Here is a 25633-nt window from a genome sequence, read left to right on the forward strand (position 1 = left end):
AGAGGAAATAGCAATGGCTGATAGTTTAGCAAGAAAAATAGAATTTAATCCTAATAATCAAGAAGAGCCCCAAAAAAGAAAAAGACAAGTTCTTGACCATCGCCATGTTGCTTGGAATGGGCTAGAGCGGACTTTACTTGCCGTGGGCACCTTAATCACAATTGGCTTGATGACAATGTTAGTATCCTCAAGCATTTCTGCTACTTCAGCTCAACATGAACTTACTAGTGTGCAACGTGCAGTTGCTAAAAAGCAAAGTCAAGTAAGTGATTTACACCAGGAATTAGGCGAGTTAACCTCAAGTGCAAGACTTAACAAGATTGCTAAAGATAAGGGGCTAACTTTGATTGAAAAAAATATTAGGACTATTCACTAATGAAAAAACACATTAGTAATTTAAATTTACAGAAATCCAAAGCTCACAAATACCGTTTTACTGTAGGAAGATTCCTTCAGGTAGCTGTAGCTTTGGTTTTTCTTGTATTTATGGGCAGATTTTTATATATAGGAATATCTAAAACAGTTAGCGGTCAAGACTTGACTAAAAAAACTGAGCAGTTATACATGAGAAATCAGGTTTTAAAGGCAACTCGCGGAACAATTTATGATCGTAATGGTCTTGCGGTTGCTCAGGATTCTCATCTATATACAATTTATGCAATTTTGGATAAATCTTCGATCAATTATAAAAATAAGCCCGAATACGTTGTAAATAAAGCAGAAACTGCAGAAAAATTAGCGAAAGTCCTACCGCTTTCTGCTGACAAGATTTTGCAGTATTTAAATCCGGGGCATCCAGCTTTTCAGGTTCAATTTGGAACTGCTGGTATTGGGTTGACACGAAAAGAAAAAGAACGAATTGAAAAGATGAAGTTACCAGGAATTAAGTTTTTTGAAACTCAATCGAGACTCTATCCTAATGGCAATTTCGCTTCTCATATTGTTGGCTTGGCTACACCAGAATATAACAAAAAAACTAAGACCCAAGATTTGATTGGAACAATGGGACTTGAAGCTTGGTATAATGATGTTTTATCAGGTAAGGATGGCTACCAAATTTCGTCAGTTGATGCTTCAAATTTTCAAACGCCAAATAGTGTTCAAAACTATCAGGCACCAAAAGATGGTAATAACGTTTATTTGACTATTGATTCACAATTGCAAGAGTACCTTGAAAATCGCTTATCGTATGTTCAAAGCAATTTTAATCCAGTTTCAATTACTGCCGTTGTAGAAGATATGAAAACTGGTAAAGTCCTGGCTGCTTCACAAAGACCGACTTTTAACCCGCAAACAAAAAAGGGAATGGAAAAATCATACCGGAACATTTTGGTGCAAGATACCTATGAACCGGGCTCTGTATTTAAAGTACTAACTTTGTCTGCGGCCGTTAATAGTGGAAATTATCACCCAAATCAATACTACAATTCTGGTTCGGTAACAGTTAGCGGTTCAGTAATTCATGACTGGGAAACTCATGGGTGGGGAAGCATCCCATTTTCACAGGCTTTTCCTCGCTCAAGCAATACTGGTTTTGTTCATCTTGAACAACAAATGGGTGCAAAAACTTGGCGTAAATATTTGAATGAATTTCACATTGGTCAGAATACTGGTGTAACTTTGCCAGGAGAACAACCAGGACTGATTGCTTTTAAATCACCAATTGATCAAGCTGTTACAAGTTTTGGTCAAGGTGTAAATGTTAATGTTATGCAGATGATGCAAGCCTTTAGTAGTTTGGCTAATGAAGGTCAAATGGTAAAGCCACAATTTGTTGAAAAAGTGACAGATTCAGAAGGTAAGATAATTACCAATTATCAAATCAAAAACGTTGGTGAACCAATTTATTCAAAAGAAACTGCACAAGTTGTTCTTGAAAATATGCAACGTGTATTAAATAAGAAAATTGGAACAGGATCTGTTTACCGCATTAAGGGCGAAAGTATTGCGGTCAAGACTGGAACTGCTCAAATTGCAAATACTAAGGGTGGAGGCTACCTTAAGGGCGACAATAATTATACATTTTCTGTTGTTGGCGTCACCCCAGCCAAACACCCACGCTATTGTATTTATATAACCGTGAAGCAGCCTCGACGGATGAGCAAGCCTGCGGAAGTTATCTTAGCTTCAATTTTTAAGCCGATGATGAAACGCGTCATTTTAATGTCAAAAAACGAAGTAAATGACACAACAATCATTAAAACACCTGATTTTAAAGGAATGTCATATTTAGAAGCTGAGAAGAAGGCACGTCAAGTAGGTTTGAAGCTTGCTAAGGTAGGCAGTGGTGATAAAATAAGCGGGCAGTCAATTGCCAAAGGACAAAAACTAGAAGCAGGTAACAAAATTTTTGTTTTGACTTCCGGTAAAATAAAATGTCCAAAAATGAATGGTTGGACAATTGAAGAATTGCGTCAATTTGAAAATCTTACTGACGTGAAGTTGGATATTCAAGGCACTGGTAGAGCTAGTCAGCAAAGCGTGAAACCTGGTGTCACTATTAAGTCAGGTACTAAAATAAAAATCAAATTAAAGGAGTAGCATTTTTATGCTTATCATTAGCATTATTGCATTAGTTAGTTCGTTAGCATTAACAGGAATTTTTCTTCCATGGATGATTATCTTCATGAGAAGTCATCATGAAGGACAAGAAATTCGTGATGAAGGCCCTAAATGGCATGAGAAAAAATCGGGAACGCCTACAATGGGTGGTGTCATCTTTGTGCTTTCGGCTGTTATTTCAACAATATGGGTAGCTGCTTGGCAAAACCACTTGAATAAATTAATTTGGATTTTGGTAATTAGTTTATTAGGTTATGGCATTATTGGCTTTCTAGATGATGGAATTAAACTGTTTTATAAGCGAAACTTAGGTTTAAAAGCTTGGCAAAAGTTCACATTGCAGATTCTAATTGCAGCTTTAATTGTGCTAATTGCAGCAACTGATAACTTCAAATTTGGTCTTTATATTCCATTTATCGGCATTGTGACAAGCGCAATTTTGTTTACAATCTTTGTTATTTTCTGGTTGGTTGGCTTTTCAAACGCAGTTAACCTGTCTGATGGGTTAGACGGTTTAGCTACTGGTTTATCAATCATTGCATACGGGACGTACGCATATTTAGCATTAAAGCAAAAGAACTTTACCGTACTGATTTTTTGTATGAGTGTAATTGGTGGACTTATTTCTTTCTTCATTTTCAACCACAAACCAGCCAAGATTTTTATGGGTGACGCTGGTTCACTCGCCCTAGGTGGTGGTTTAGCTGCCGTAAGTATCTTTTTAAATAGACCATGGTCATTGTTACTAGTTGGAATCGTGTTTGTTTGTGAAACGGCTAGTGTAATCTTACAAGTGATTTCTTTCCAAACAACGGGTAAGAGAATTTTCAAAATGACACCTATTCATCATCATTTTGAAATGTTAGGTTATTCCGAATGGAAAGTTGATATTATTTTCTGGCTAACTGGTTTAATTGGCAGTATTTTATATTTAGTTATTTGGGGATAAAACAAAATGAGGCAGATTGAGACATATAAGAATAAAAATATTTTAGTCTTAGGATTAGGAAAAAGCGGCTTTGCTGTAAGTGAGTTGTTGCTTAAGCTTGGTGCAAAATTAACTTTAAACGATAAGGCTAATCTCGATCAAAATCCTCATGCACAAGAATTAAAAAAGCTTGGTGTAAGGGTTATTGGTGGTCAACATCCAGTTGATTTGCTTTCAAAAGAGCACTTTGATTATTTGGTTAAAAATCCAGGTATTCCATATGACAACCCAATGGTAAAGGAAGCAATCAAACTAGACTTACCAATTATTACCGAGCCGGAAGTTGCGTTAAATGTCAGTGAAGCTCCATATGTCTGTGTTACCGGTTCTAATGGTAAAACAACAACGGTAATGTTGACTCAACAAATTTTGGAGCATCATTTAGTAAAAACTGGACATCATGCATATGCGGTAGGCAATATTGGGCGACCAATTGCAGAGGTTGTTACTGAGGCTACAAAGGATGATGTTCTGGTTGTTGAAATATCAAGCTTCCAATTGATGGGTGTGACTGATATAAATCCACGCGTTGCAGCAATTATTGATATTTATGATAATGTTCATCTTGATTATCATAAAACCTTTGCCAATTACGTGGCTGCTAAGTTAAATGTTACGAAAACACAATCAGCAGACAACTATTTTTTAGCCAATTTTGATCAAAAAGACATCCTAGAAAAGGAAAAGGCAATTACCAAGGCCAAAATACAAACTTTCTCAGAAAAAGATGAAACAGCAGATTACTTTATCGCTGACGGATATTTGCAGAATCAAAACGAAAAGATTATGGCAACTAAGCAAATGAAGCTGCCTGGAATCCATAACCAACAAAATGCCTTAGTGGCAATTGCTATCGCTAAAATCATGGGGGCAGAAAATGAAGACATTCAAGCAGTCTTGGCAACTTTTACCGGTGCTAAACACCGCTTACAGTATGTCATGACACTTGATGGTCGAAAGATTTATAATGATTCTAAATCCACTAATATAGAGGCTGCATCAGTTGCTATCCCATCTTTTCAAGAACCAGAAGTTTTGATCGCAGGAGGTTTAGATCGTGGATTTACATTTGATGACTTGGTACCATTACTAAAAAAGCACGTAAAAGCAGTTGTTCTTTATGGTGAAACAAGATTCTTGTTAGCAGACGCTGCTCGTAAGGCTGGTATCACTGATATTGTGATTGAAAACAGCTTACAAGAGGCGGTGCCCAAAGCCTATGAGTTAACCCAACCGGGCGATGTTTTACTATTTTCACCAGCATGTGCATCGTGGGATCAATTCCGTACTTTTGAAGAACGTGGCGACTATTTTATAAATTTTGTTAAGGAACTGAAAACTAAATAAAATGAGAATTATTTTTACAGGTGGTGGCACGGGTGGCCACATTTATCCAATAATGGCATTGATAGAACGACTTAAAGAGCGTGATCTAGCAACTGATGACGAAATTCTGTTTGTCGGAACGCAAAAAGGGCTCGAAGCAAAAATCGTTCCTGCTGCTGGAGTAAACTTTAAAACACTTGAATTGCAGGGGTTTACTAGAAAGCACTTACTAAGTAACTTTACAACGGTTAACCTATTTATTAAGGCAACCAAAAAGGCCAGAACAATAATTTCTGATTTTAAGCCAGATGTTGTTGTAGGTACGGGTGGCTATGTAAGCGGAGCAATGGTCTACGCTGCTGCTAAAATGAATATTCCTACGATGATTCATGAATCTAATTCAGTTGTTGGTGTCGCAAATAAGTTTTTGGGTCATTATGTTGATAAAATTTGTTATACCTTTGATGATGCAGCTGCTCAGTTTACCGAAAAGAAAAAACTGGTAAAAACTGGAAACCCTCGTTCACAACAGGTGTTAGGCCTTGCTTCTACAAAAGTTGACTTGCAAAGTAAATTAGCACTTAATCCTGACACACCGACAGTACTGGTTTTCGGTGGTTCTAGGGGCGCACTAGCTCTGAATCGGATTATGCTGAAATCACTGACCAAGTTAATGAAAAAACCGTATCAAGTGATCTGGGTGACAGGTACATACTACTATGATGAAATTCAAAAGAAGTTAGCCGACTTTAACTATGGTCCAAGCATCAAAGTACTGGCTTATGTTGAGGACATGCCAGCTCTTTTACCCAAGATGACTTGCGTTGTTTCAAGATCAGGTGCAACGAGTATTGCAGAATTTACTGCATTGGGTGTGCCAGCAATTTTGATTCCTAGTCCCAATGTTACCCATAATCATCAAATGAAAAACGCTCTTGATCTTGAAAAGGCTGGGGCAGCAACAGTTATTGCTGAAGATGATTTGAATCCTAACAATTTTATTTCCTCGATTGATCATATTTTACTAGATCAGAAATATGCTGATGAAATGAGTGCAGCGTCTAAGAAATTGGGTGTACCAGATGCATCAGATCAGGTTATTAAAGTAATGGAAGAAATAGCCAAAAAATAAAAGCAGGTGAGGTAGTTGACCAAGAAACGCATAACTAAGATTGATCCGGAAGAAAAATTATCGCACTACTTAGACCATCAATCTAATCAGAAAAAAAGAAAAAGCCAAAACAAAATTTCTGCTTCACTTTCAAATTTGCATAGTGAGCGTAAGTCTGCGTTGGTTAAAAGGCTTGGCTTAATCATAACTATCTCAATAATTTGCTTAATTTGCCTTGGCTACTACATTTCACCCTTAGCAAATGTTCGCAGTGTTAGGGTTGAGGGAGCGGATGATTTACCTGCTAAAGAAGTGGTTAAAACTGCTGATATTAGGGCAAGCGATAGAGTAATCGACTATTTGCTACACTGGAATGATGTAGATGAAGATCTAGCTAATAGATACACAGAAGTTAAGAGTGTTGATATAAAAGTAAAACATTTCAATCAATTAAATTTAAATATCGTTGAATTTAAAACAATTGGTTATATAAAAAAAGAAAAAGGCTATTGTAAAATCCTATCAAATGGTAAACTAGGTACACAGCTTATTTCTTGGAATAAAATAGATCAAGATAAGCCAGTTTTTATTGGTTACAACCATGAAGTTTCATTAAAAAACAATTTACAGTTATTTAATAGTTTGCCTGAAGAATTCCAGGATCAAATTAAGCTATTGAGTGGAAATACCCGTCGGAAATCGCAGGTCATCTTTGTAATGAAAGATGGAAATGTAGTAATTGGCAACATTTCTACAATCAAAAGTAAATTAAAGTACTATAATGAAATAAAGAATAAAGTAAAGAAAAATAGCTTGATTGACTTAGAAGTAGGTGCATATAGTCGCCCACTGACATCAAGCGAAAAGCGAGCTTATGGCTTAATATAAGCTGTATTTGTAATTGTTTTATGTTAAAATTTTCAAAAAGGCATCGACGGGGGGTTAATCTTGGACAACACAAATTTACTGGTGGGACTTGATATAGGTACTACAAGTGTAAAAGCAGTTGTAGCTGATTCCGGAAAAGTTATTGGAGCTGTTGCAGTTCCAAATAAGGGAATGCGTCACGGTAGTATCGTTGATATTGATGAGACCGCAAGTGCAATCAGTTATGCGCTAAAAGAAATAAGTAAAAAGACAAATGCTAACATTTATCGGGTTGTAACTGGTATTCCAGTTGGAATGCTACAGCTAGAAACTGCAAGTGATTTAATCAATGTTAGTGATAATGGCCAAGAAGTTGGCAATAATGATGTTAGGCGCGTCGTAAGAGCTGCAATTAGGTCTGCTGTAAAAAGTGAACGTGAACCGATTGCTTTTTTACCGAGCCGTTTTTTAATTGATGGCAAAAATGAAGTTGACGATCCACGAAAGATGATTGCCCACTCGTTGGCTGTCCAAGGTATAGTACTAACTGCTCCTGCAAGTCCATTGCACAATATAAAAAAAGCAATTGAACGTGCAGGCTATCAAAATAATTTCTTTATTCCAACGCCACTAGCAATTGCAAGTGTTGCTTTAAATGAAAGTGAACGGACATTTGGCTCTATTATTTTAGATTTGGGCGGTGGCATAACTACTGCAACTGTTATTCATAATGGTCAGATTAAATATGCAAATATTGACTTTGAAGGCGGTAGCGACATTACAAATGATATTTCAACCGTCTTAAGTACCTCCAAAAAAGATGCCGAGCAACTTAAACTTGACTACGGTTATGCTGAGCCTAAGCTTGCTTCGGAGAAGAATAAGTTTGCCATTAATAGTGTTGGCTCAAATGGGCAACAGATGGTAGATGAAGTTTACTTAAGTCAGATTATTAATGCGCGTATTATGCAAATAGTTAACCGGATTGAGAAGGGCTTAATTAAGCATGATGCTTTAAAACTTCCTGGTGGTGTTATTATTACTGGTGGTAGCAGTTTACTACAGGGAATTGATGATATTATTGCAACAAAATTAAATATTAAAACCCGTATTTATCAACCGGATCAAATTGGGATGCGTAATCCTGTTTATTCAGCTGCATATGGTATTGTCAATTATGCATATAGGATGTCTGATATTGACTTTTTGGTAATAAGTGCAATTTATGGCAAGAATACACTTGGAGAAAAAACTGAGCTACCTGAAAAAAATAATAAAAATTCAAAAAGAACAGGTACCGGTAATGAAACAAAGGGTAAAGAAGAATATAATAGAACTGAGTTACTGAAGCGGGAACGAAGAACGCAAAGTAAATCAAATAAAGATACGCAAAATAAAGAAAAAGGAATAAAGAATTTCTTTAAAAAATTCTTTGATTAAAGGGTGGTTAATTAGATGGATTTCACATTCGATTCAGACGACAATAAAAATGCTGTCATCAAAGTGATTGGTGTCGGTGGCGCTGGTGGTAATGCTGTTAATCGAATGATCGATGACGGCGTTCAAGGGGTTTCCTTTGTTGCTGCTAACACAGATGTTCAAGCATTAAATAGTAATAAAGCAGAAACTAAAATTCAGCTTGGGCCAAAACTAACGAGAGGATTAGGAGCAGGCTCTCATCCTGAGGTTGGTCAAAAGGCTGCTGAAGAAAGTGAGCAAACAATAGAAGATGCACTTAAGGGTGCTGACATGATTTTTATCACTGCCGGAATGGGTGGTGGTACAGGTACTGGTGCAGCTCCTGTTGTTGCTAAAATTGCTCGTGAAACGGGAGCATTAACAGTTGGTGTTGTTACTAGACCATTTACATTTGAAGGACCTAAGCGTTCGAAAAATGCAACTGAAGGAATCGCCCAATTAAAGCAATATGTTGATACGTTAGTTATTATTGCTAATAACCGCTTACTGGAAATGGTTGATAAGAAGACCCCAATGATGGATGCTTTCAAAGAGGCTGATAATGTCTTGAAGCAAGGTGTTCAGGGGATTTCTGATTTAATTACTTCTACTGACTACGTAAACTTAGACTTTGCGGATGTTAAAACTGTAATGGCAAATCAAGGTGCTGCCTTGATGGGAATCGGACGTGCTAGTGGTGAAAACAGAACTGTTGAAGCTACAAAATTGGCAATTTCTTCACCACTTCTTGAAGTTTCAATTGATGGTGCAAAACAAGTCTTACTAAACATTACTGGTGGACCAGACTTAACATTATTTGAAGCTCAAGATGCTTCTGAAATTGTTTCAAAGGCTGCTGGCGATGACGTCAATATTATCTTTGGTACATCTATTAACCCTAACTTAGGCGATGAAGTTGTTGTTACTGTAATTGCGACTGGAATTAGCTCTTTGGCTGAAGAAGAGGCTTCAAAGCAATTACCTGGTCAAAGTCATCAGGTCAAGGCAAATCAGAACAAGCAAGCACCTAGCCAACCAGCTAACCAAAATGTTGCTGAACCAGTTGGCGAAGCGCAAGTTGTTGATCAAGCTTCTGATGTTGAACCTGCACCTAAGCATCGAACAATGGTTGATCCAACAAGTGTTTGGGGTTTAGACAATGATAATCAAGTTAATCGTCGTTCAACTCCAAGCGAGGTTGAGCAAAATGAACAGCCAAGTTCATTTGATGATGATCAAAGCAATATTTCTCAGATTGAAACTAATGCTTTTGATGATGACGATACAGATGACATTCCATTCTTTAGACACCGTGGCGAAAACTAATAGGAGGTAAAAGAAATGGCTTTTAGTAAAATAGGTAAATTTTTTGGCGTCTCTGATGATGAAGACGAGATGTTAGATAACGAAGAATATCTTGATGAGCAGGAAGAAAATGAAAACAGTATTCCTGTCGGTGCAATTGATCATGACAAGGTAGTTTCTATTAAGTCTGGGAATAATTCTGCTAAAAGCAAGATCGTTTTGTATGAACCTCGTGTATATTCAGATGCTAAAGATGTAGCCCAAAATTTATTAAATAACAAGGCTGTAATAATCAATTTTAGTCGCATGGAAGATGCTTCTTCGAGACGAATTGTTGATTTTATTACAGGAACGGTTTATGCCCTAAATGGTGAAATTCAACGTATAGGTGATAAGATCTTTTTAGCAACACCACCTAAATTCGTAACTAATGGGAAAATCAGCGATTTAGTCGATAAGAAAGATAATTTAAGTTAATGCTTGTAGCAATTTATTATATACAAAATATTCTAAATTGGATTATTTGGTTATACAGTATTGTGATGGTTATAGATGCAATTATGAGTTGGGTACCTTTTTTACGTGATTCAGCAATTGGGCAAATAATTAATCGCATCATTGATCCATATGTGAGTATTTTTCGTAAAGGACCAATCGAACAGTTATCAAATTCTACTGGTATAGATTTTTCATTTCTTTTAGCCTTATTATTACTGTATTTTGTGCAAGAATATGCTATAGGATGGCTATTCAATATTTTGTTTAGGATCTTTGCATAATGGAAAAGAGACAAGCAAGTAAATTTTATCCGTATTTTGACGTTGAAGAAAAATCGGTCATTGATAAAATGACCGGTTTTTTCAATAGTGTGTTTTTTAAGCAGCAACCATTGCTTACTGAGTTTTTGGATCCTGGTCAAAGAGATATTTTACGCACAATTGCAGGAAATGATCTTTTTATGCAGGATTTTGGTGGTTATCAAGCCGCTGAGAAGAAAAGAGTTTATCTAACCGTAGACTGGACTAATTTTGATTTGTCCGATTATGGTGTAACTGCATTTTCAATTAACTATCCTAATAAGTTTGAAAAATTAACTCATAGTGCCATTTTGGGTAGCTTAGCCAATTCAGGAATTGAGACTGAAACATTTGGTGATATCATTACTGACGGAAATGGGCAGTGGCAGTTTTTTGGGAAAAGTGAACTAACTGATTTTTTTCAAAAAGAAATTACTAGAATAGGGCGAGTCAAAGTTAAAGTTGAACCTATAGACTTTAGAAATGTCATAGTCCCAGAAGATGATAGTAGTGAAACTTCGATTGTTGTAACTTCACTTCGTGTTGATGCAATTTTATCAGGAATTAGTAACCAAAGCCGTAGCCAAATTCAAAATAGTATTTCGACAAATTTGGTTAAATTAAATTGGCATGGTATCAAAGATTCTAATATAATAGTAAAAGTAGATGATGTTCTCAGCTTAAGGCATTTTGGTCGATGCAAAGTTGAGGATATTAGAACAACGAGAAAAGGCAAATATAAGGTGGTGCTGAGACTTTGGCAGACAAAAAAACACAAACAAAGAAATTAACGCCAATGGATATTCACAATGAGGAATTTAAAAAACGTGGACTTAGTGGCTATGATCGTCGCGAAGTTGATTCTTTTTTAGATCATGTTGTGGATGACTATGGTGATGCACTTGATGAAACAATTGATTTAAAAAATGAAGTAGCTCGGCTAAAAACGCAAGTTAATGACTTACAAGCTAAAGTTACGAAATATGAGCAGAACGAAGAAGCAGCTAAGCATCAACTTGCTGATGCTCACGTTCGTGCACAAGAGATAATCAATACGGCAACAGAACAAGCGCATAACGAAACTGCTCAAGCAAGAGTAGATGTTGACTACCAAAAGCAGCAATTGGATACGATCAAAGATGATTATGAGCGAGTTAAGAAAGAGGTCGCTGGTTATCGTACATATATTCAAGATTTGCTTCAAAAGGCAATTGAAAATCTCAATGACGATGATTGGCAAAAGGCGCTTGATAAGTACTTTGGCACAGAGCGTTTTTATCCACCAGACGGTGCAGAGCCAATTACTTTAACCGATGAAGAAGAAATTGTTGATGAAGATGACGATGAAGAGGATACGGGAATAGTTGACAAAGATGATAACTATGAAGTAAACTTTGATGAAGAAGATGATCCACAGCCAATGGCTGGTGACAGTTCAAATTCTGAAACAATTGATCTGAATAATGAAGAGGGGCCTGAAGTACAAGTTTCAGGTACTTCAATCGTTTTTCCAGAGGATTATAAAAAAAGAGATTAATAAACGGATAGTAAAACCGAAAGACAATCCAGCGATCTAGTGGTGGTGTGAGACTAGTATTAAGTGCTTGATGGTTGATCAGCTATCGTGATACAGTTTATTTCGTCAATTGCACGTTACGCAATCTTTAAGTGGAGCTTAATTGGCTCAATTTAGGTGGTACCACGATATAAAACCTCGCCCTAATCAGGACGAGGTTTTTTTGCAGAAAGGAATAAATAATGAGAGTAAAGGATACGTTAAATTTAGGAAAAACTAAATTTAAAATGCGTGGAAATCTTCCCGTTAGAGAAGCAGAATGGCAAAAAGAATGGGATGAAAACAAATTATATGAACAAAGACTAAAACTAAATGAGGGTAAACCTCGTTTTGACTTGCATGATGGTCCTCCATTTGCCAACGGTAATATTCACATGGGACATGCGTTAAACAAGATTTCTAAAGATATTATTGTTCGCTTTAAAAATATGGATGGTTATTACGCACCTTACGTTCCCGGATGGGATACACACGGTTTGCCAATTGAGCAACAATTAGCAAAACAAGGCGTTGACCGCAAAAAAATGAATCGTGCGGAATACCGTCAATTGTGTGAAGACTACGCTAAAAAAGAAATCAGTAAACAAAAAGCTGATTTTAAGCGTTTAGGAGTGATGGGTGACTGGGATCATCCATACATTACTTTACAACCTGAATACGAAGCAGAAGAAATTCGTGTATTTGGTAAAATGTATGAACAAGGATACATTTACAAGGGTAAGAAGCCAGTCTACTGGTCACCTTCTAGTGAGTCGACGTTGGCTGAAGCCGAGGTTGAATATCACGATGTAAAGTCTCCTTCAATTTATGTTGCTTTTCCTGTTAAGGATGGTAAGGGCATCATTGACCCAAAGGACACTTATTTCGTAATCTGGACCACAACACCTTGGACTATACCTGCTAATCAAGGAATCACAGTTAATCCAGGCTTTGACTATTCAGTAGTCAAAGTTGGCGATAAAAGATATGTGGTAGGTACTGATCGACTTGAAGCAGTAGCAAAAGCACTTGATTGGGAAAATTATGAAGTTGTACAACACGTAAAAGGCTCTGAGATGGATCGTATGCTTGCTTCACATCCACTATATGGACAAGATGTTTTGGTAATGAATGCGATGCATGTTACTGCTGCTGACGGTACTGGTTTAGTTCACACTGCTTCTGGCTTTGGTGAAGACGACTATAATGTTGCTCAACGCTATGATTTACCTGTCTTTAGTCCCTTGGATAATAAGGGTTGCTATACAGATGAAGTTCCCGACCCTGAATTAGTTGGCATGTTTTATGACGATGCTAATAAAGTTGTCAGCGAAAAATTAAAGCAGTCTGGTAACTTATTGAAACTAAGCTTTTTCACGCACTCATATCCACATGACTGGAGAACTAAGAAGCCAGTTATCTATCGTGCAACAACCCAATGGTTTGCATCAATCGAAAAATGTCGTAAACAAATTCTTGAACAAATTGATCAGGTTAACTTTATGCCAGAATGGGGTAAAGTTCGTTTGCACAACATGATCAAAGATCGTGGCGACTGGGTAATTTCACGTCAACGTGCTTGGGGTGTTCCTCTACCAATTTTTTACGCAGAAGATGATACTCCAATTGTTACTCCAGAAACAATTGAACACATTGCGCAAATTTTTGTCAAGGAAGGTTCGAATGCTTGGTATAAACGCACTGCTAAAGAACTTTTACCAGATGGATTTACTTCTCCACATTCTCCTAATGGAGAATTCAGAAAAGAAACAGATATTTTAGATGTTTGGTTTGATTCTGGGTCTTCACATCGAGCAGTAATGGCTGCAAGAGAAGATTTACGTTTTCCAGCAGACATGTACCTTGAGGGGAGTGATCAATATCGTGGTTGGTTCAATTCTAGTTTGATTACTTCAGTTGCAACAACTGGTCAGGCCCCATATCGCAACATCCTATCTCAAGGGTTCGTTTTAGATGATAAAGGTCATAAAATGTCTAAATCACTTGGTAACATCATTGCACCAAACGATATAATTAAAAAGATGGGTGCTGAGATAATTCGTTTATGGGTTGCTTCAGTTGATGCAACTTCAGATGTAGCAGTTTCCCAAGACATTTTGCAGCAAACTTCTGAAAGCTACCGTAAAATTAGAAACACTTTCCGTTATATGTTGGCTAACACTTCAGATTTTGATCCAGAAAAAGACCGTATTGCATATGAAGATCTTAATTCGATTGATCAATATCTTGAAGTTCGTTTGAATGAACTTGTTAAGACCTGTTTGGAAAGTTATGAAAAATATGATTTCAATAACGTCTATAAAAAGATCTTTTCGTTTATTTCTAACGATTTATCAGCATTTTACTTGGACTTTGCAAAAGATGTTTTATACATTGAAGGCAAGAATAGTCATGCAAGACGTTCAATGCAAACGGTCATATATGATGCTGCGGTTAAATTAGCCAAGGTTTTGACACCTATCCTTCCGCACACAATGGAAGAAATCTGGTCATTCTTAAAAGAAAAAGAAGACTACATCCAACTGACGAATATGCCTGAAGTTGAAGAATATGAAAATAGTGAAGAGCTACTTGCTAAATGGCAAAAGTTCATGTCATTAAGAGATGATGTCTTAAAGGTCCTAGAAGAAGCACGTGACAAAAAGCTAATTGGTAAATCATTTGAGGCAGCTGTGACGATTTATCCTACTGAAGAAATGAAGTCGGTTTTAGATTCACTAGATGCCAATTTCAGACAGATTTTAATTGTCTCTAAATTAACTATCGCTGATGATCCAGCTCCTGAAAATGCTGAGAAACTACAAAATGGTGCTTTCATTGTTGAACGAGCTGAGGGTGAAGTTTGTCCACGATGCCGAATGATTAGAAATGACATTGGGCAGGATAACGACCTTCCAATGCTTTGTGGACGCTGTGCTGAGATAGTCAAGGCTGATTATCCAGAAACAGCTCAAGAAGGACTAGAAGAATAATGCGTTTAGGTACAGTAAAGCAATTTGATCCAAAAAGTAGTTTTGGATTCATTGAAGATGACGAAAACCACAAATCTTATTTTGTTTTTTACACTGCAATTAAAGAAGAAGGATATCGTCGCCTTCAAGTTGGTCAAAAAGTCAAATACCAACTTGCTCAAGGAAAAAATGGCTTGCAATGTGTGAATGTATATCTAGCTAATTAATAGGAAAGTGAATAAATGGATTTAACAGAAACTGAAATTTCTTCAAAACAGATTTTTTCGGGGCGAATTGTTGATCTCTCTGTTAGAACAATTAAATTGCCTAATGGTGAAACTGCAACAAGAGAAGTAGTTAAACATCAACCTGCTGCTGCAGCGATTGCAGTAAATGATAAGCAAGAAATGCTGCTAGTTGAACAATGGCGCGAACCAATTAAAGAATTAACCTTGGAAATTCCAGCTGGTTTAATTGATGAGACCGATGCGAGTCCATTGGATGCAATGAAACGCGAGCTGAATGAAGAAGGCGGTTATCATGCCGATTATTGGGAAAAAATTACCGAATTTTATTCTTCACCTGGCTTTACTGATGAGAAACTACATTTATTTTATTGTGACACTTTGACAAAGCTTGATGATAAAAGACCATTAGATTCAGATGAATTTTTGACTAGTCACTGGTATAATTTGGAAGAACTAAAGCGTCTTTTTGCTCAAGGTAAACTTGTTGACGCGAAAACGTTGTACGCAATGAGTGTTTGGGAAAACATGTTGTTAACTGGCGCAAGCGCAAAGGAATAAAATGACTGAAAAGCGATCTGATTACCGAAAAAAGAATCAACGAAAAAAGAAAAACAGCTTTTTTAAGACAATTAAATCGGCTTTTGATAACGAGGAAGAAGTAGATGTAAATCCAGAATTTACACGTGACTCAACTGAGCGTCCTTTTAATGATGAGCAAAGCTCAAAAACTAGAAGAGAACCTCAAAGAGAAACGCAAACTTCTAGTGATGAAAATAATTCCAAGTATCAAAATAAGCAGAAAGCTCAGCCTAAGACTTGGGTAGAGAAGGGCTTAAGACTAAAAAGGCGTTTAAACATTGCAATATTAATTGTGATTGTATTGATTGTTTTGGTATTATTAGCGTTATTTCATTTATAAATAATCGAGGGGAAAATGAAGATAGCAATTATTGTCCCAATGGAAATTGAGGCAGAATATTATCGTAAGTATTTTCACTCTGGTAGCACAGAAATGTTCGGATCTACACAGTTCGAGCATTTTTGCGTTAACGGCAATGAAATTTACATTGGATTGAGTGGAATAGGTAAAGTACAAGCTGCAATGAACTTAGCAAGCTTATTGAGTAGTGTAGATATTGATTTGATTTTTATGACGGGAACGGCAGGTTCTTTACAGCAAACTGTTCATAAAGGTGATTTAGTTTTAGCTAGTTCTTTTGCTTACCATGATGCTCATAATACGCTTGCTGGGGACTACGTAGAGGGACAAATTCCCGGTGAGCCAGCAGTGTTTGAACTAGATTCATCTGCTAGAAATGAATTTATTAGCTTCTTAAATAAAGAAGGAGTATCGTATCAAGAAGGATTAGTAGTCACTGGTGATTCCTTCATCGGTTCTGATAAGCAGAAGGACGAAATTAAACTTAATTTTGCTAATGCTCTTGGTGTTGAAATGGAAGGTGCGGCTTTTGCTCAAGTAGCTTATCATTTTGCTAAACCCCTTATTGCGTTACGTGCGATTTCGGATAATGGAAATGATAATGCAAACGAAGATTTTGATCAGTTTGCCAAAAAAGTTGGCGCTAAAGCTGCAAAGTTAATTTGTGCCTATCTAGACAAAGTGAAATAGCTTATGGAAGAAATTTATTTAGACAATGCAGCGACTACTCCGATGTCTCCAAAAGTAATTGATGTGGTTACTGAAGAAATGAAGAACGATTTTGGTAATGCTTCTAGTACTTATGAGCTGGGAAGAAAAGCGCGTCATGTAGTCGACCAAGCGCGTTCAAAGGTTGCTAAAGCAATTAATGCTAAGGATAACGAGATAATTTTTACTTCTGGTGGTTCGGAAAGTAACAATACGGCAATTTTCGGTACTGCTCATACTAGATCTGATATAGGCAAGCGCATTATAACTACTAAGATTGAGCATCCATCTGTTTTACAGCCAATGATGCAACTTGAACGTGAGGGCTTCGATGTAGTTTATCTTAATGTTGATGAAACAGGCCATATTTCACTTGAAGAGTTGAAAAAGAACTTAACTCCTGAAACAATTTTAGTTTCGATCATGGCAGTCAATAACGAAATAGGGACAATTAATCCAATTGCTGAAATAGGTGAAATTGTCGCAAAGAGTAACGCATATTTTCATGTTGACGCGGTTCAGGGATTAGGGAACATTGACATTGATGTTGCTAAAATGAAAATCGATTTACTATCTTCATCTGCTCATAAAATAAATGGCCCAAAGTTTCTTGGCTTTTTGTATGAAAAAGCTGATGTGAAATTACCACCATTAGTCTATGGTGGAGAGCAGGAAACGAAGCGACGGGCAGGTACTGAAAACGTTCCTGGAATTGCTGGTTTGGGCGAAGCTGTAAGCGAAATTGCTGAAGTTGACAAGCAAAAATTGCAAGAAAAGTATCATCACTTCCAAAAAATAATTTTGACTGAACTTGATCAAGCAAAAATTGCTTATCAGGTTAATGGAGGTTTAGGTGAAAATGTTTCGCATCATATTTTGAACCTGCGCATTGATGGTATATCTACAACACTTTTACAAGCAAATCTTGATTTAGCTGGCTTTGCCGTTTCAGGTGGCTCAGCTTGTACAGCAGGTTCACTCGAACCGTCACATGTTTTATGTGCATGCTTTGGTAAAAAGTCTCCGCGTGTTCTAGAGTCAATTAGAATTTCATTTGGTAGATATACGACTGATGAAGAAATTACTAGCTTTGCTCAACAACTAGTGAAAATTGCTCAGAAAGTCCAGAAAAAAGAAAAATAGTTGCTTTTTAATTTAATTTAACTTATTATTAGTAAGCGTGAGGTATAATTATGGCAAATACTGTAGAAATTAATGGTGATACGCGTAAGTTTACACTTAGTCCTGACTTGAAGCTGTATGCGCTTATTGACGCTGGCTTTGTTAAAACGGCTAAAGGTAATTTTAATTACGAACATCCACTTTATAATGATTCACCATATAATGCTCCTACCAAATTGAAAATGACGATTGACAAAGAAATGAGTCATTTAACAATGGTTGTGACTGACCGCAATGGTCTTAAGAAGGTTAATATTTTTAAAAACCAACAATTAGCACCTACGGTGGAGCTGTTAGATTATATTCTAAAAGACTTAGAAGAGCGAAATATTATTGTTGCTGTAAAGGACTGAGTTAATTGGCAAAAAAGGGTCGAGTAGTAGTAGGTATGAGTGGTGGAGTTGATTCCTCTGTTTCTGCATTACTACTTAAGAAGCAAGGCTATGATGTAATTGGCGTTTTTATGAAAAACTGGGATGACACTGATGATGCGGGTGTTTGTACCGCAACAGAAGATTATGAAGACGTCAAAAAGGTAGCTGATCAAATTGGTATTCCATATTATTCAATCAATTTTGAAAAAGAATATTGGCACCGTGTTTTTGAATATTTTTTAAGTGAATACAAAAAGGGGCGCACACCTAATCCCGACGTAATGTGTAATAGCCAAATTAAATTTAAATCATTTTTGGATTTCGCAATGGACTTAGATGCAGATTATATTGCAATGGGACATTATGCAAAAACGATTACTGATGAAAATGGTATTACACATATGATGCGGCCAAAAGATGGCAATAAAGATCAAACTTACTTTTTGAGTCAACTGAGCCAAAAACAAATCAGTAAGGTGATTTTTCCATTGGCTAATTTGACTAAGCCACAGGTACGTGAAATTGCAATTGAAAATAATTTAGTTAACGCAAAAAAGAAGGACTCCACTGGAATTTGCTTTATTGGAGAGAGAAACTTCCGCAAGTTTCTAAGTGAGTTCTTACCGGCAAAGTCTGGCAAAATGGTCACACCTGATGGAAACGTTGTCGGTGAGCATGCCGGATTAATGTACTATACTATTGGCCAGCGTTCTGGCTTGGGTCTAGGTTCTACTAAGCAATCAACTGCTCCATGGTTTGTTGTTGGTAAGGACTTGAAAAAGAACGAATTAATTGTTGAGCAAGGATATGATAGTGAATTGCTTTACGCTACTAAGCTTGAAGCAAGCGGCATGTCATTTTTCACTGGTCAGCCTGACCGTGACTTCAAGATTCGTTGTAGTGCAAAGTTCCGTTATCGCCAGCCTGATGTTGCAGTTACTGTTGAATATCATGTTGCTAATAATTCAGCTACTGTTTACTTCGATGAGCCAGCTCGTGCAGTAACACCTGGACAGGCTCTAGTTTTATATAACGGTGAAGAATGTCTAGGTGGTGGCAACATTGACTGTGCATACCAGGAAGAGCGGAAATTACAATTAGTTTAGAATAGCTATAAAGAAAGACTTAGTTCTTTCTTTTTTTATACTCTGAAATATATTTACAGGCCGTTGATTCTGCTTTTTCATTTATATTAATTAAATGATAAACTAGAAAAGTAATGCTAATAAAGAATAGGACTAGTAATAGATGCAGATTTATTTTGTAAGACATGGAAAAACCGAGTGGAATTTGGAGCGTCGTTTTCAGGGCGCACATGGTGATTCTCCATTGTTAGCAGAAAGCTTAAATGATATAGAAAAACTTGGCAATCACTTAAAAGAAACTAATTTCAATGGAATCTATTCTAGTCCATTAAAACGTGCTTTTGATACAGCTAATGGCGTGAAAAAAGCTATATCTTCTGATTTAAGTGTCAAAAAAGATGAGCGTCTACGTGAATTTGACATGGGGCTAATGGAAGGCTTAAAGTTTGATGAAGCGAGCGCAAAATTTCCTAAACAGGTTGACGATATCTGGAATAGACCTGATAAATATGATGGTAAAAGCATTCAAGGTGAAAACTATCCAGATGTAATTTCGCGTGGAAAGAGCTTTGCTACTGAAAAAGCCAGCCAATTTACTGGTGTTGACGATAAAGTGCTTGCTGTTAGTCATGGTGCTGCTTTGGGTGCCATTATGGGGGGATTACTAGGGTACCCATTAAAAGATGTTAGGTGTAATGGTCCATTAAGTAATACTAGTTTGACGATTTTGGAAACACTTGATCAAGGTGCAACCTTTAAGTTAATTGTGTGGAATGATACAAGCTTTTTGGAAAGGGATACTTCAGGAACTGATGCATTATGACAGATAAACAAAGTAAAAGTATGAAAGAGGACGCTGCAGTTAGTCAGCGTATACACAAGTTAATCGAGAAAATAGATCAGAATCCACAAAAAACAGAAAATTATCTAAAATTAGCGACAGAATTAATTGAGCAGGGAAGTTTTGCTCAAGCAACTCAACTTCTTGAGCAAGCTAAACGTCTTGTTAAGCACCCACAGGACTTAGACTATGATTTAGCAGTTTGCTACTACATGCAAGGTGATTTTGATAAGTCTCTTACCTTACTTAATCAAATTCCTAATGATGATTTAGTTTTATACCAGAAAGCACTAGTTTTTTTAAAACTTGGTCAAGGACAAAAGGCATTAGCTCATGCGTTAACGATTAAGCAAGTTGATGATAAGGTTCTAGAATTATTAGGTGATATCTGGCTAAGTCTTGGTGAATTGAGCGAAGCTCGTACCTGTTATGAAAAGATTTCTCCTAACAAAAGGACGGCAAAAGTTTATTTTATGCTTGGGATTAGTATTTTGGATAGTGACCGTAAAAAAGCAACTAGTTATCTTAAAAATGCAAAAGAAAAAGATCCTAAATATTTTAAGCAAGCCCAGGAACAATATGGTGCAATTTTAAAAATGGTTAACGAAGCGGAAAAGAAAAATGACTAAGTTTGTTGGAAAAGTGAACAGAATCGTTTTCGAAAACGATCAAGATTTATATAAAATCCTTGATGTAACAATCATTGGCAAATTGGAAGACTATGATCGCGAGGAAATTAAAGTAACTGGTAATTTTGGCGAAATTCAAGAAAATACTACTTATAGCTTTGAAGGGAAGCTCGTTGTTCACAATAAGTTTGGTTTACAATTTCGATGCGATAGCTATAAGCAATCAGTCCCACACGAAAAGGGTAGTTTAACGCGCTATTTGAGTTCAAATAAATTCCCCGGAATTGGTAAAAAGGCAGCCGACTCTATTATTTCGGTTTTAGGAGTTGATGCACTGTCAGTTTTAAAAGAAAAGCCTGAAAAAGTATCAGTTTTACCACTAACTAAGAAGCAAAAGGATAGTCTATTAAATGGGGTCCAGTCAATGGATTCATATTCAGAGATTGTTCTTAAGCTTGCCCAATTTGGCTTAAATAAAAAGGTTGCTGGACGTCTTTACCAACTTTATCATGGTGATACTTTAACTAAATTAGAGAATGATCCCTATGCTGCAATTTCAGAAGTGACAGGTTATGCTTTTAAAAGCGCGGATCAAATTGGAAATAGGTTAGGAATAGCACTTGATGATCCCCGTAGAATTAAGGGTGCAGTTTTTCAGGTTCTAACGGATGAGCTTAGCCAAGCTGGAAATACATATATCAAGTTAGAACAGCTTCTAACGTCAGCTAGCGAATTATTGCAATTTAAGCATTTTGATCCAATTGCCAATGCAGTCAATGAATTGCAGCATGAAGGCAAAATTGTGGTTTCTGGTGAGAATGCTGCACTACAAAACATTTATGCAACAGAAAATGACATTGCTTTAATGATGAAAAACTTAGTTGATCGTAAAGATGAAAGTGAGCATTTCGAAGATAAGGCAATCGACAAAGCTATAAAAAATGCTGAGAAAAAGCTAAAAATTAAATATGACCAAACACAAAAACTTGCGATAAAAAATGCTCTAACTAATCCAATATCGATTTTAACGGGTGGACCCGGAACCGGTAAAACAACTATTATTAATGGTATCTTGTTAGCTTTACGTGAACTTGCTGATATTCCTGCATCAGCACTTTATAGTAGTGATCCGCCATTCTTACTGGCAGCTCCAACTGGCCGAGCAGCAAAGCGCATGGAAGAAATAACTGGTATTACAGCAAAAACAATTCACCGCATGCTGGGCCTAGGAATTGGCGATAGTGATGCTCTTGACCTCAACGAACTTAACGGCGAAATTCTAATCATTGATGAAATGTCGATGGTTGATATGTTTCTTTTTAAAGAACTAGTTTCTTGCATAGCTGAAACACGACACGTTGTATTTGTTGGAGACAAGGATCAGCTGCCATCAGTTGGTGCTGGAAATGTTTTTAGTGACTTAATTAGTGCAGATGTTTTTCCAACAACTGTTCTAAAGCAAATTCACCGTCAGGGTGACGATTCAAGTATTATTACGCTTGCCCACGATATAAATGAGGGACAGGATCAAGACGCATTATTTAATAAAACTAAGAATTATTCTTTCATTTCCTGTCCGCCACATGAAGTTGATCACGTAGTTAGTCAAATTGTTGAGCGTGCTCTTAAACGTGGTTTTGATCAGGATGATATTCAAGTATTGGGTGCAATGTATCAAGGTTCTGGTGGCGTAACTAACCTAAATAATGTGATTCAGGAAATTATGAATCCAACCAAACCTAATAGTAAAATTCTCGAAGCTCATGATGAAATTTTTCGAATTGGCGACAGGGTGCTACAACTGCAAAATAACCCTGAAAAAGATATTTACAATGGACAAATAGGGAAAATAATCTCCATCGATGAAAAAACTCCGCAAAAGTGTATGACAGCTGATTTTGATGGACGTGAAATTAACTTTAGTAAGAAAGATCTGTTTGACCTTACTAGAGCTTATGCGATTACGATTCACAAAGCACAAGGTTCTGAATTTCCCTTGGTTATTTTAAGCTTGACCATGCAAAACTATGTCATGTTGAAACGAAATCTTTTATATACAGCCGTTACCCGAGCGGAGAAAAATCTTGTGTTAATTGGAGACCCGCGTGCATATGCAATGGCTTTTAATACACCAGGAAATGACCGTAAAACTGGCTTAAGTGCTAAACTGTGTGAACAGCTAGGTAAGAAATTTAATACAGAAGTGGTTGATGAAAAAGAAGATAGTAATCTTGCAAGTAGCACCGCTGACTTGCCAAAAGATGAAGATTACGTTTTAACTTCAGAATTAATTTATTCAGGTCAAATAGATCCAATGATTGGCATGCAAGGAATTAAATTAGGTGTTCAACAATAAGCAAAATAGCTTGGAGAAAAATAATGAGTAAAGAAATTGAGCAAATCATAAAAGATCAAATTGGAAACTGGGTAGTTAATCACACTCAGGTTTGCTTTATTAGTGATGATACACTTGAAATTGCAACTAGTGAAAAAGACTCTTTGGGAGAAACAATATACTGCTTTATCCAGAAAAGTAATGATGTGTATCGTATAGGTGATGACAGTAGAACATTGTTTAAAATTGACCCAAGTGCAAGTGATGAAGAATTGTATGCTATGACGGAAGAAGTTGCTAAGTCTGCAGGCTTTGATTTTGATTACAATACTGGAGAAATTTGGAAAGAAGTAAGCCGAGCTAATGTTATTGCAACGATTATGAAGCTAACCCAATTAGTAGTTGCCGTATCTTATTTAGGTTAATACAGTAAGTAAATCTTCTTTTCAATCGTGCAGTAATGGAGTTGAAATAGATGAGAGGGAAGGAACCTTAGAAAGTGAAATGCAATCTGCATACCCTTTGTGGTTAATTTATCTATTTCAAATTCTTGGAGAAAACATTATTGTTTGGCTTGAGTTATTAGTCATAAGCATAGTCACATGTTTTTGTCGTACTTTACTTTTAATAATTTAATATCTTCTTTGCTTCTTACTTTTGTTTTTTCCTATAGCATTAAGTATGAACGAAAAAATGGTTCATTTGACGCTTTTTAAAATAAAACTTAATATAAAATAGAGCAGTTTGATATTCATGAAAAGATGTTAACTGCTTTTATTATGCTTAATAGAGTAGTTCATGCATTAAAGGAAGTTAGAATATTATTTTAGAATTTAAGAATGTTGTTTGGGGAACAAAGAATTATTTTGCCGTAAGAAAATTATATCTAACCGCTTTTCCAAAAAATGAGCGCTTTTCAATATGGCAATTAGTTTTAATGTCACTTCACCGCCAAGTTCATTTCGAAGCGGTTTATGACAAGCACGACTTTATTGGCTTAGTATTTCTTGCAGAGAGCAGTGAAGCAGTTTATTTGATGTTTTTGGCAACAGTTTCGAACAAAAGAAATCAAGGGTATGGCTCAAAAATTTTAACTCAATTAAAAAAGCGTTTTGCTCCCAAGAATATCATTATTGACATTGAACCAGTGAATGAAAAAGCGTTCAATTATAGGCAACGCTTAAAGAGATTATCTTTTTATGAAAAAAATGGGTTTAGGCAGACTTCTAATTATCTAGTTGATGATGGAGGGGCCTTCTCAATCTTAATTTCGGGAAAGAAATTTAATGTAAAAAAATTCAGTCATTTACTGAAATGGCTGAGCTTTGGGTTGTATAAATTTGAAATAAAGTAGTTTTATATTTAAATTTCATAGTTTTAAATATTAAGAGTATAGTTCAGGAAGCTAGTAAATTCCTGAACTATACTTTTTTTGTTGTCTTTCAAGTGCGCTGCTCCATGTGCTAATTTAACATCATAGTCGAATGGTACTGAAGAAACATATTTATTTTTATTACCAAAAATAAAATCTGGCCCTATTGTAATTCCTAGTCCCGATTCACTCATTATGTTTGCAGTATTAACATTATTAACGTAAGAAATTTGGTTTGATAAATTGCCTTTTCTGATAATTTCTTGCAAACGTAGTTGCTCAGGTGGACACCAATTATTATCTAAAAGAATAACACTTTGCCTGTTAAGATCTGAGGAAGATAAAACTTTACGTTTAGAAAGAATATTTTTTTTAGGAATTTCTGCAAAAAATCTTCCTGTGATAACTTCATTAAACTCAACGTTCTTTATATCTGTTATGTCATCTTTAGTAGTTAAAATGAGATCACAATCTCCATTAATAAGTTGACGTTTGAGCTGTAAGTGGTCATAATTTTGCAAAAAAATCTTAGTTTGTGGATGAGCAGACTGAAACTTGGGTAGTAATTCGGGTAAGAAATTTTGTTCATACGGAGAATTAGTTAATCCTATTGTTATTAAGGTGTCTTCTCCATTACTTTGTCTGACTTCTTGAATGGATTTGTAGTATGTATTTATCAGTGGCTTGATGTTTTCATAGAGGATTTTTCCTTTTGCTAATAGTTCGACACCACTTCTAGATCTTTTAAAAAGGTGTACTCCAATTTCGTTTTCTATAGAACTTATTGCCTGTGATACTGCAGGTTGGGAAATATTTTTTCTATAGGCTGTTTTACGAAAGTTAAGTGTCTCTGCTAAATCAATAAAAATTTCCAAATGATCTAAATTCATAAATTGAGACCGTAAAATAGTTTGTGTAAGGATGAATAATTCCTTAAATTAATTTCTTAAAACATTAGAAAAAGGAGTTCCTTTCTCG

At 36.2% G+C, this 25633-nt stretch carries 26 protein-coding genes; 25 read left to right on the plus strand and 1 reads right to left on the minus strand.

Features of this window, described 5'->3' with window-relative positions:
- Positions 1 to 13: 13 nt before the first annotated feature.
- The 25 genes from ftsL to H3T48_RS05675 all read left to right on the plus strand — a co-directional run bounded on the left by ftsL (position 14) and on the right by H3T48_RS05675 (position 24637).
- A complete protein-coding gene (gene ftsL, locus H3T48_RS05555) occupies positions 14 to 376 on the plus strand; it encodes a cell division protein FtsL (RefSeq protein ID WP_122035005.1) in 363 nt (120 codons plus the stop codon).
- Positions 376 to 2541, plus strand: a complete 2166-nt coding sequence (locus H3T48_RS05560) for a penicillin-binding protein (protein ID WP_198188816.1) — start codon at positions 376 to 378, stop codon at positions 2539 to 2541. Before ftsL ends, H3T48_RS05560 begins: the two co-directional genes overlap by 1 nt.
- 7 nt (positions 2542 to 2548) lie before the next feature.
- Positions 2549 to 3511 carry a phospho-N-acetylmuramoyl-pentapeptide-transferase gene (gene mraY, locus H3T48_RS05565; protein WP_232349887.1) on the plus strand — a complete coding sequence of 321 codons (963 nt, stop codon included), beginning with the start codon at positions 2549 to 2551 and terminating at the stop codon, positions 3509 to 3511.
- A 6-nt stretch (positions 3512 to 3517) separates the two neighbouring features.
- Positions 3518 to 4897 (plus strand): UDP-N-acetylmuramoyl-L-alanine--D-glutamate ligase, encoded by a 1380-nt coding sequence (murD, locus tag H3T48_RS05570; RefSeq protein WP_198188817.1) that lies wholly within the window; start codon positions 3518 to 3520, stop codon positions 4895 to 4897.
- Position 4898: 1 nt separating this feature from the next.
- Positions 4899 to 6008, plus strand: coding sequence for an undecaprenyldiphospho-muramoylpentapeptide beta-N-acetylglucosaminyltransferase (gene murG / locus H3T48_RS05575; protein WP_198188818.1), 1110 nt, complete (start codon positions 4899 to 4901; stop codon positions 6006 to 6008).
- A gap of 15 nt (positions 6009 to 6023) precedes the next feature.
- A complete protein-coding gene (locus H3T48_RS05580) occupies positions 6024 to 6875 on the plus strand; it encodes a cell division protein FtsQ/DivIB (protein ID WP_198188819.1) in 852 nt (283 codons plus the stop codon).
- A gap of 60 nt (positions 6876 to 6935) precedes the next feature.
- On the plus strand, positions 6936 to 8294 hold the full coding sequence (ftsA, locus tag H3T48_RS05585; RefSeq protein WP_187157863.1) for a cell division protein FtsA: 1359 nt from the start codon (positions 6936 to 6938) through the stop codon (positions 8292 to 8294).
- Positions 8295 to 8309: 15 nt separating this feature from the next.
- Positions 8310 to 9638 (plus strand): cell division protein FtsZ, encoded by a 1329-nt coding sequence (gene ftsZ, locus H3T48_RS05590; protein ID WP_198188820.1) that lies wholly within the window; start codon positions 8310 to 8312, stop codon positions 9636 to 9638.
- A 15-nt stretch (positions 9639 to 9653) separates the two neighbouring features.
- Entirely contained in the window at positions 9654 to 10094 is a 441-nt protein-coding gene (locus H3T48_RS05595) for a cell division protein SepF (RefSeq protein ID WP_187157865.1), read from the plus strand.
- Positions 10094 to 10396 (plus strand): YggT family protein, encoded by a 303-nt coding sequence (locus tag H3T48_RS05600; protein WP_198188821.1) that lies wholly within the window; start codon positions 10094 to 10096, stop codon positions 10394 to 10396. The genes H3T48_RS05595 and H3T48_RS05600 overlap by 1 nt, the downstream gene beginning before the upstream one ends.
- Positions 10396 to 11205 carry an RNA-binding protein gene (locus H3T48_RS05605; protein ID WP_198188822.1) on the plus strand — a complete coding sequence of 270 codons (810 nt, stop codon included), beginning with the start codon at positions 10396 to 10398 and terminating at the stop codon, positions 11203 to 11205. Before H3T48_RS05600 ends, H3T48_RS05605 begins: the two co-directional genes overlap by 1 nt.
- A complete protein-coding gene (locus H3T48_RS05610) occupies positions 11172 to 11951 on the plus strand; it encodes a DivIVA domain-containing protein (RefSeq protein WP_198188823.1) in 780 nt (259 codons plus the stop codon). Before H3T48_RS05605 ends, H3T48_RS05610 begins: the two co-directional genes overlap by 34 nt.
- 221 nt (positions 11952 to 12172) lie before the next feature.
- The gene (ileS, locus tag H3T48_RS05615; RefSeq protein ID WP_198188824.1) at positions 12173 to 14962 is read left to right on the plus strand and encodes an isoleucine--tRNA ligase; all 2790 of its coding nucleotides are present in this window, start codon (positions 12173 to 12175) and stop codon (positions 14960 to 14962) included.
- The gene (locus H3T48_RS05620; RefSeq protein ID WP_046306729.1) at positions 14962 to 15168 is read left to right on the plus strand and encodes a cold-shock protein; all 207 of its coding nucleotides are present in this window, start codon (positions 14962 to 14964) and stop codon (positions 15166 to 15168) included. The genes ileS and H3T48_RS05620 overlap by 1 nt, the downstream gene beginning before the upstream one ends.
- 15 nt (positions 15169 to 15183) lie before the next feature.
- Complete coding sequence (locus H3T48_RS05625; protein ID WP_046306730.1) at positions 15184 to 15747, plus strand: NUDIX hydrolase; 564 nt, start codon at positions 15184 to 15186, stop codon at positions 15745 to 15747.
- 1 nt (position 15748) lies between these two features.
- Positions 15749 to 16108: a hypothetical protein gene (locus tag H3T48_RS05630; protein ID WP_198188825.1), complete on the plus strand. Its 360-nt coding sequence runs from the start codon at positions 15749 to 15751 to the stop codon at positions 16106 to 16108.
- 15 nt (positions 16109 to 16123) lie between these two features.
- The gene (locus H3T48_RS05635; RefSeq protein ID WP_109715422.1) at positions 16124 to 16819 is read left to right on the plus strand and encodes a 5'-methylthioadenosine/adenosylhomocysteine nucleosidase; all 696 of its coding nucleotides are present in this window, start codon (positions 16124 to 16126) and stop codon (positions 16817 to 16819) included.
- A gap of 3 nt (positions 16820 to 16822) precedes the next feature.
- Positions 16823 to 17980: a cysteine desulfurase family protein gene (locus H3T48_RS05640; RefSeq protein ID WP_198188826.1), complete on the plus strand. Its 1158-nt coding sequence runs from the start codon at positions 16823 to 16825 to the stop codon at positions 17978 to 17980.
- A 50-nt stretch (positions 17981 to 18030) separates the two neighbouring features.
- The gene (locus H3T48_RS05645; protein ID WP_046306739.1) at positions 18031 to 18372 is read left to right on the plus strand and encodes a DUF1831 domain-containing protein; all 342 of its coding nucleotides are present in this window, start codon (positions 18031 to 18033) and stop codon (positions 18370 to 18372) included.
- Positions 18373 to 18377: 5 nt separating this feature from the next.
- Positions 18378 to 19499, plus strand: a complete 1122-nt coding sequence (mnmA, locus tag H3T48_RS05650) for a tRNA 2-thiouridine(34) synthase MnmA (protein ID WP_255534284.1) — start codon at positions 18378 to 18380, stop codon at positions 19497 to 19499.
- Positions 19500 to 19641: 142 nt separating this feature from the next.
- Positions 19642 to 20301: a histidine phosphatase family protein gene (locus H3T48_RS05655; RefSeq protein ID WP_198188827.1), complete on the plus strand. Its 660-nt coding sequence runs from the start codon at positions 19642 to 19644 to the stop codon at positions 20299 to 20301.
- Positions 20298 to 20948: a tetratricopeptide repeat protein gene (locus H3T48_RS05660; protein WP_198188828.1), complete on the plus strand. Its 651-nt coding sequence runs from the start codon at positions 20298 to 20300 to the stop codon at positions 20946 to 20948. The genes H3T48_RS05655 and H3T48_RS05660 overlap by 4 nt, the downstream gene beginning before the upstream one ends.
- Positions 20941 to 23304: an ATP-dependent RecD-like DNA helicase gene (locus tag H3T48_RS05665; RefSeq protein ID WP_198188829.1), complete on the plus strand. Its 2364-nt coding sequence runs from the start codon at positions 20941 to 20943 to the stop codon at positions 23302 to 23304. The genes H3T48_RS05660 and H3T48_RS05665 overlap by 8 nt, the downstream gene beginning before the upstream one ends.
- Before the next feature lie 23 nt (positions 23305 to 23327).
- The gene (locus H3T48_RS05670) at positions 23328 to 23708 is read left to right on the plus strand and encodes a DUF1828 domain-containing protein (protein ID WP_232349888.1); all 381 of its coding nucleotides are present in this window, start codon (positions 23328 to 23330) and stop codon (positions 23706 to 23708) included.
- A 512-nt stretch (positions 23709 to 24220) separates the two neighbouring features.
- Positions 24221 to 24637: a GNAT family N-acetyltransferase gene (locus H3T48_RS05675; protein ID WP_198188830.1), complete on the plus strand. Its 417-nt coding sequence runs from the start codon at positions 24221 to 24223 to the stop codon at positions 24635 to 24637.
- Positions 24638 to 24660: 23 nt separating this feature from the next.
- On the opposite strand, the gene H3T48_RS05680 is transcribed toward H3T48_RS05675, so the two are convergent.
- Positions 24661 to 25545 (minus strand): LysR family transcriptional regulator, encoded by an 885-nt coding sequence (locus H3T48_RS05680; RefSeq protein WP_198188831.1) that lies wholly within the window; start codon positions 25543 to 25545, stop codon positions 24661 to 24663.
- Positions 25546 to 25633 lie beyond the last annotated feature (88 nt).

The organism is Lactobacillus sp. M0403 (genome assembly GCF_016101265.1).
GTDB lineage: Bacteria > Bacillota > Bacilli > Lactobacillales > Lactobacillaceae > Lactobacillus > Lactobacillus apis.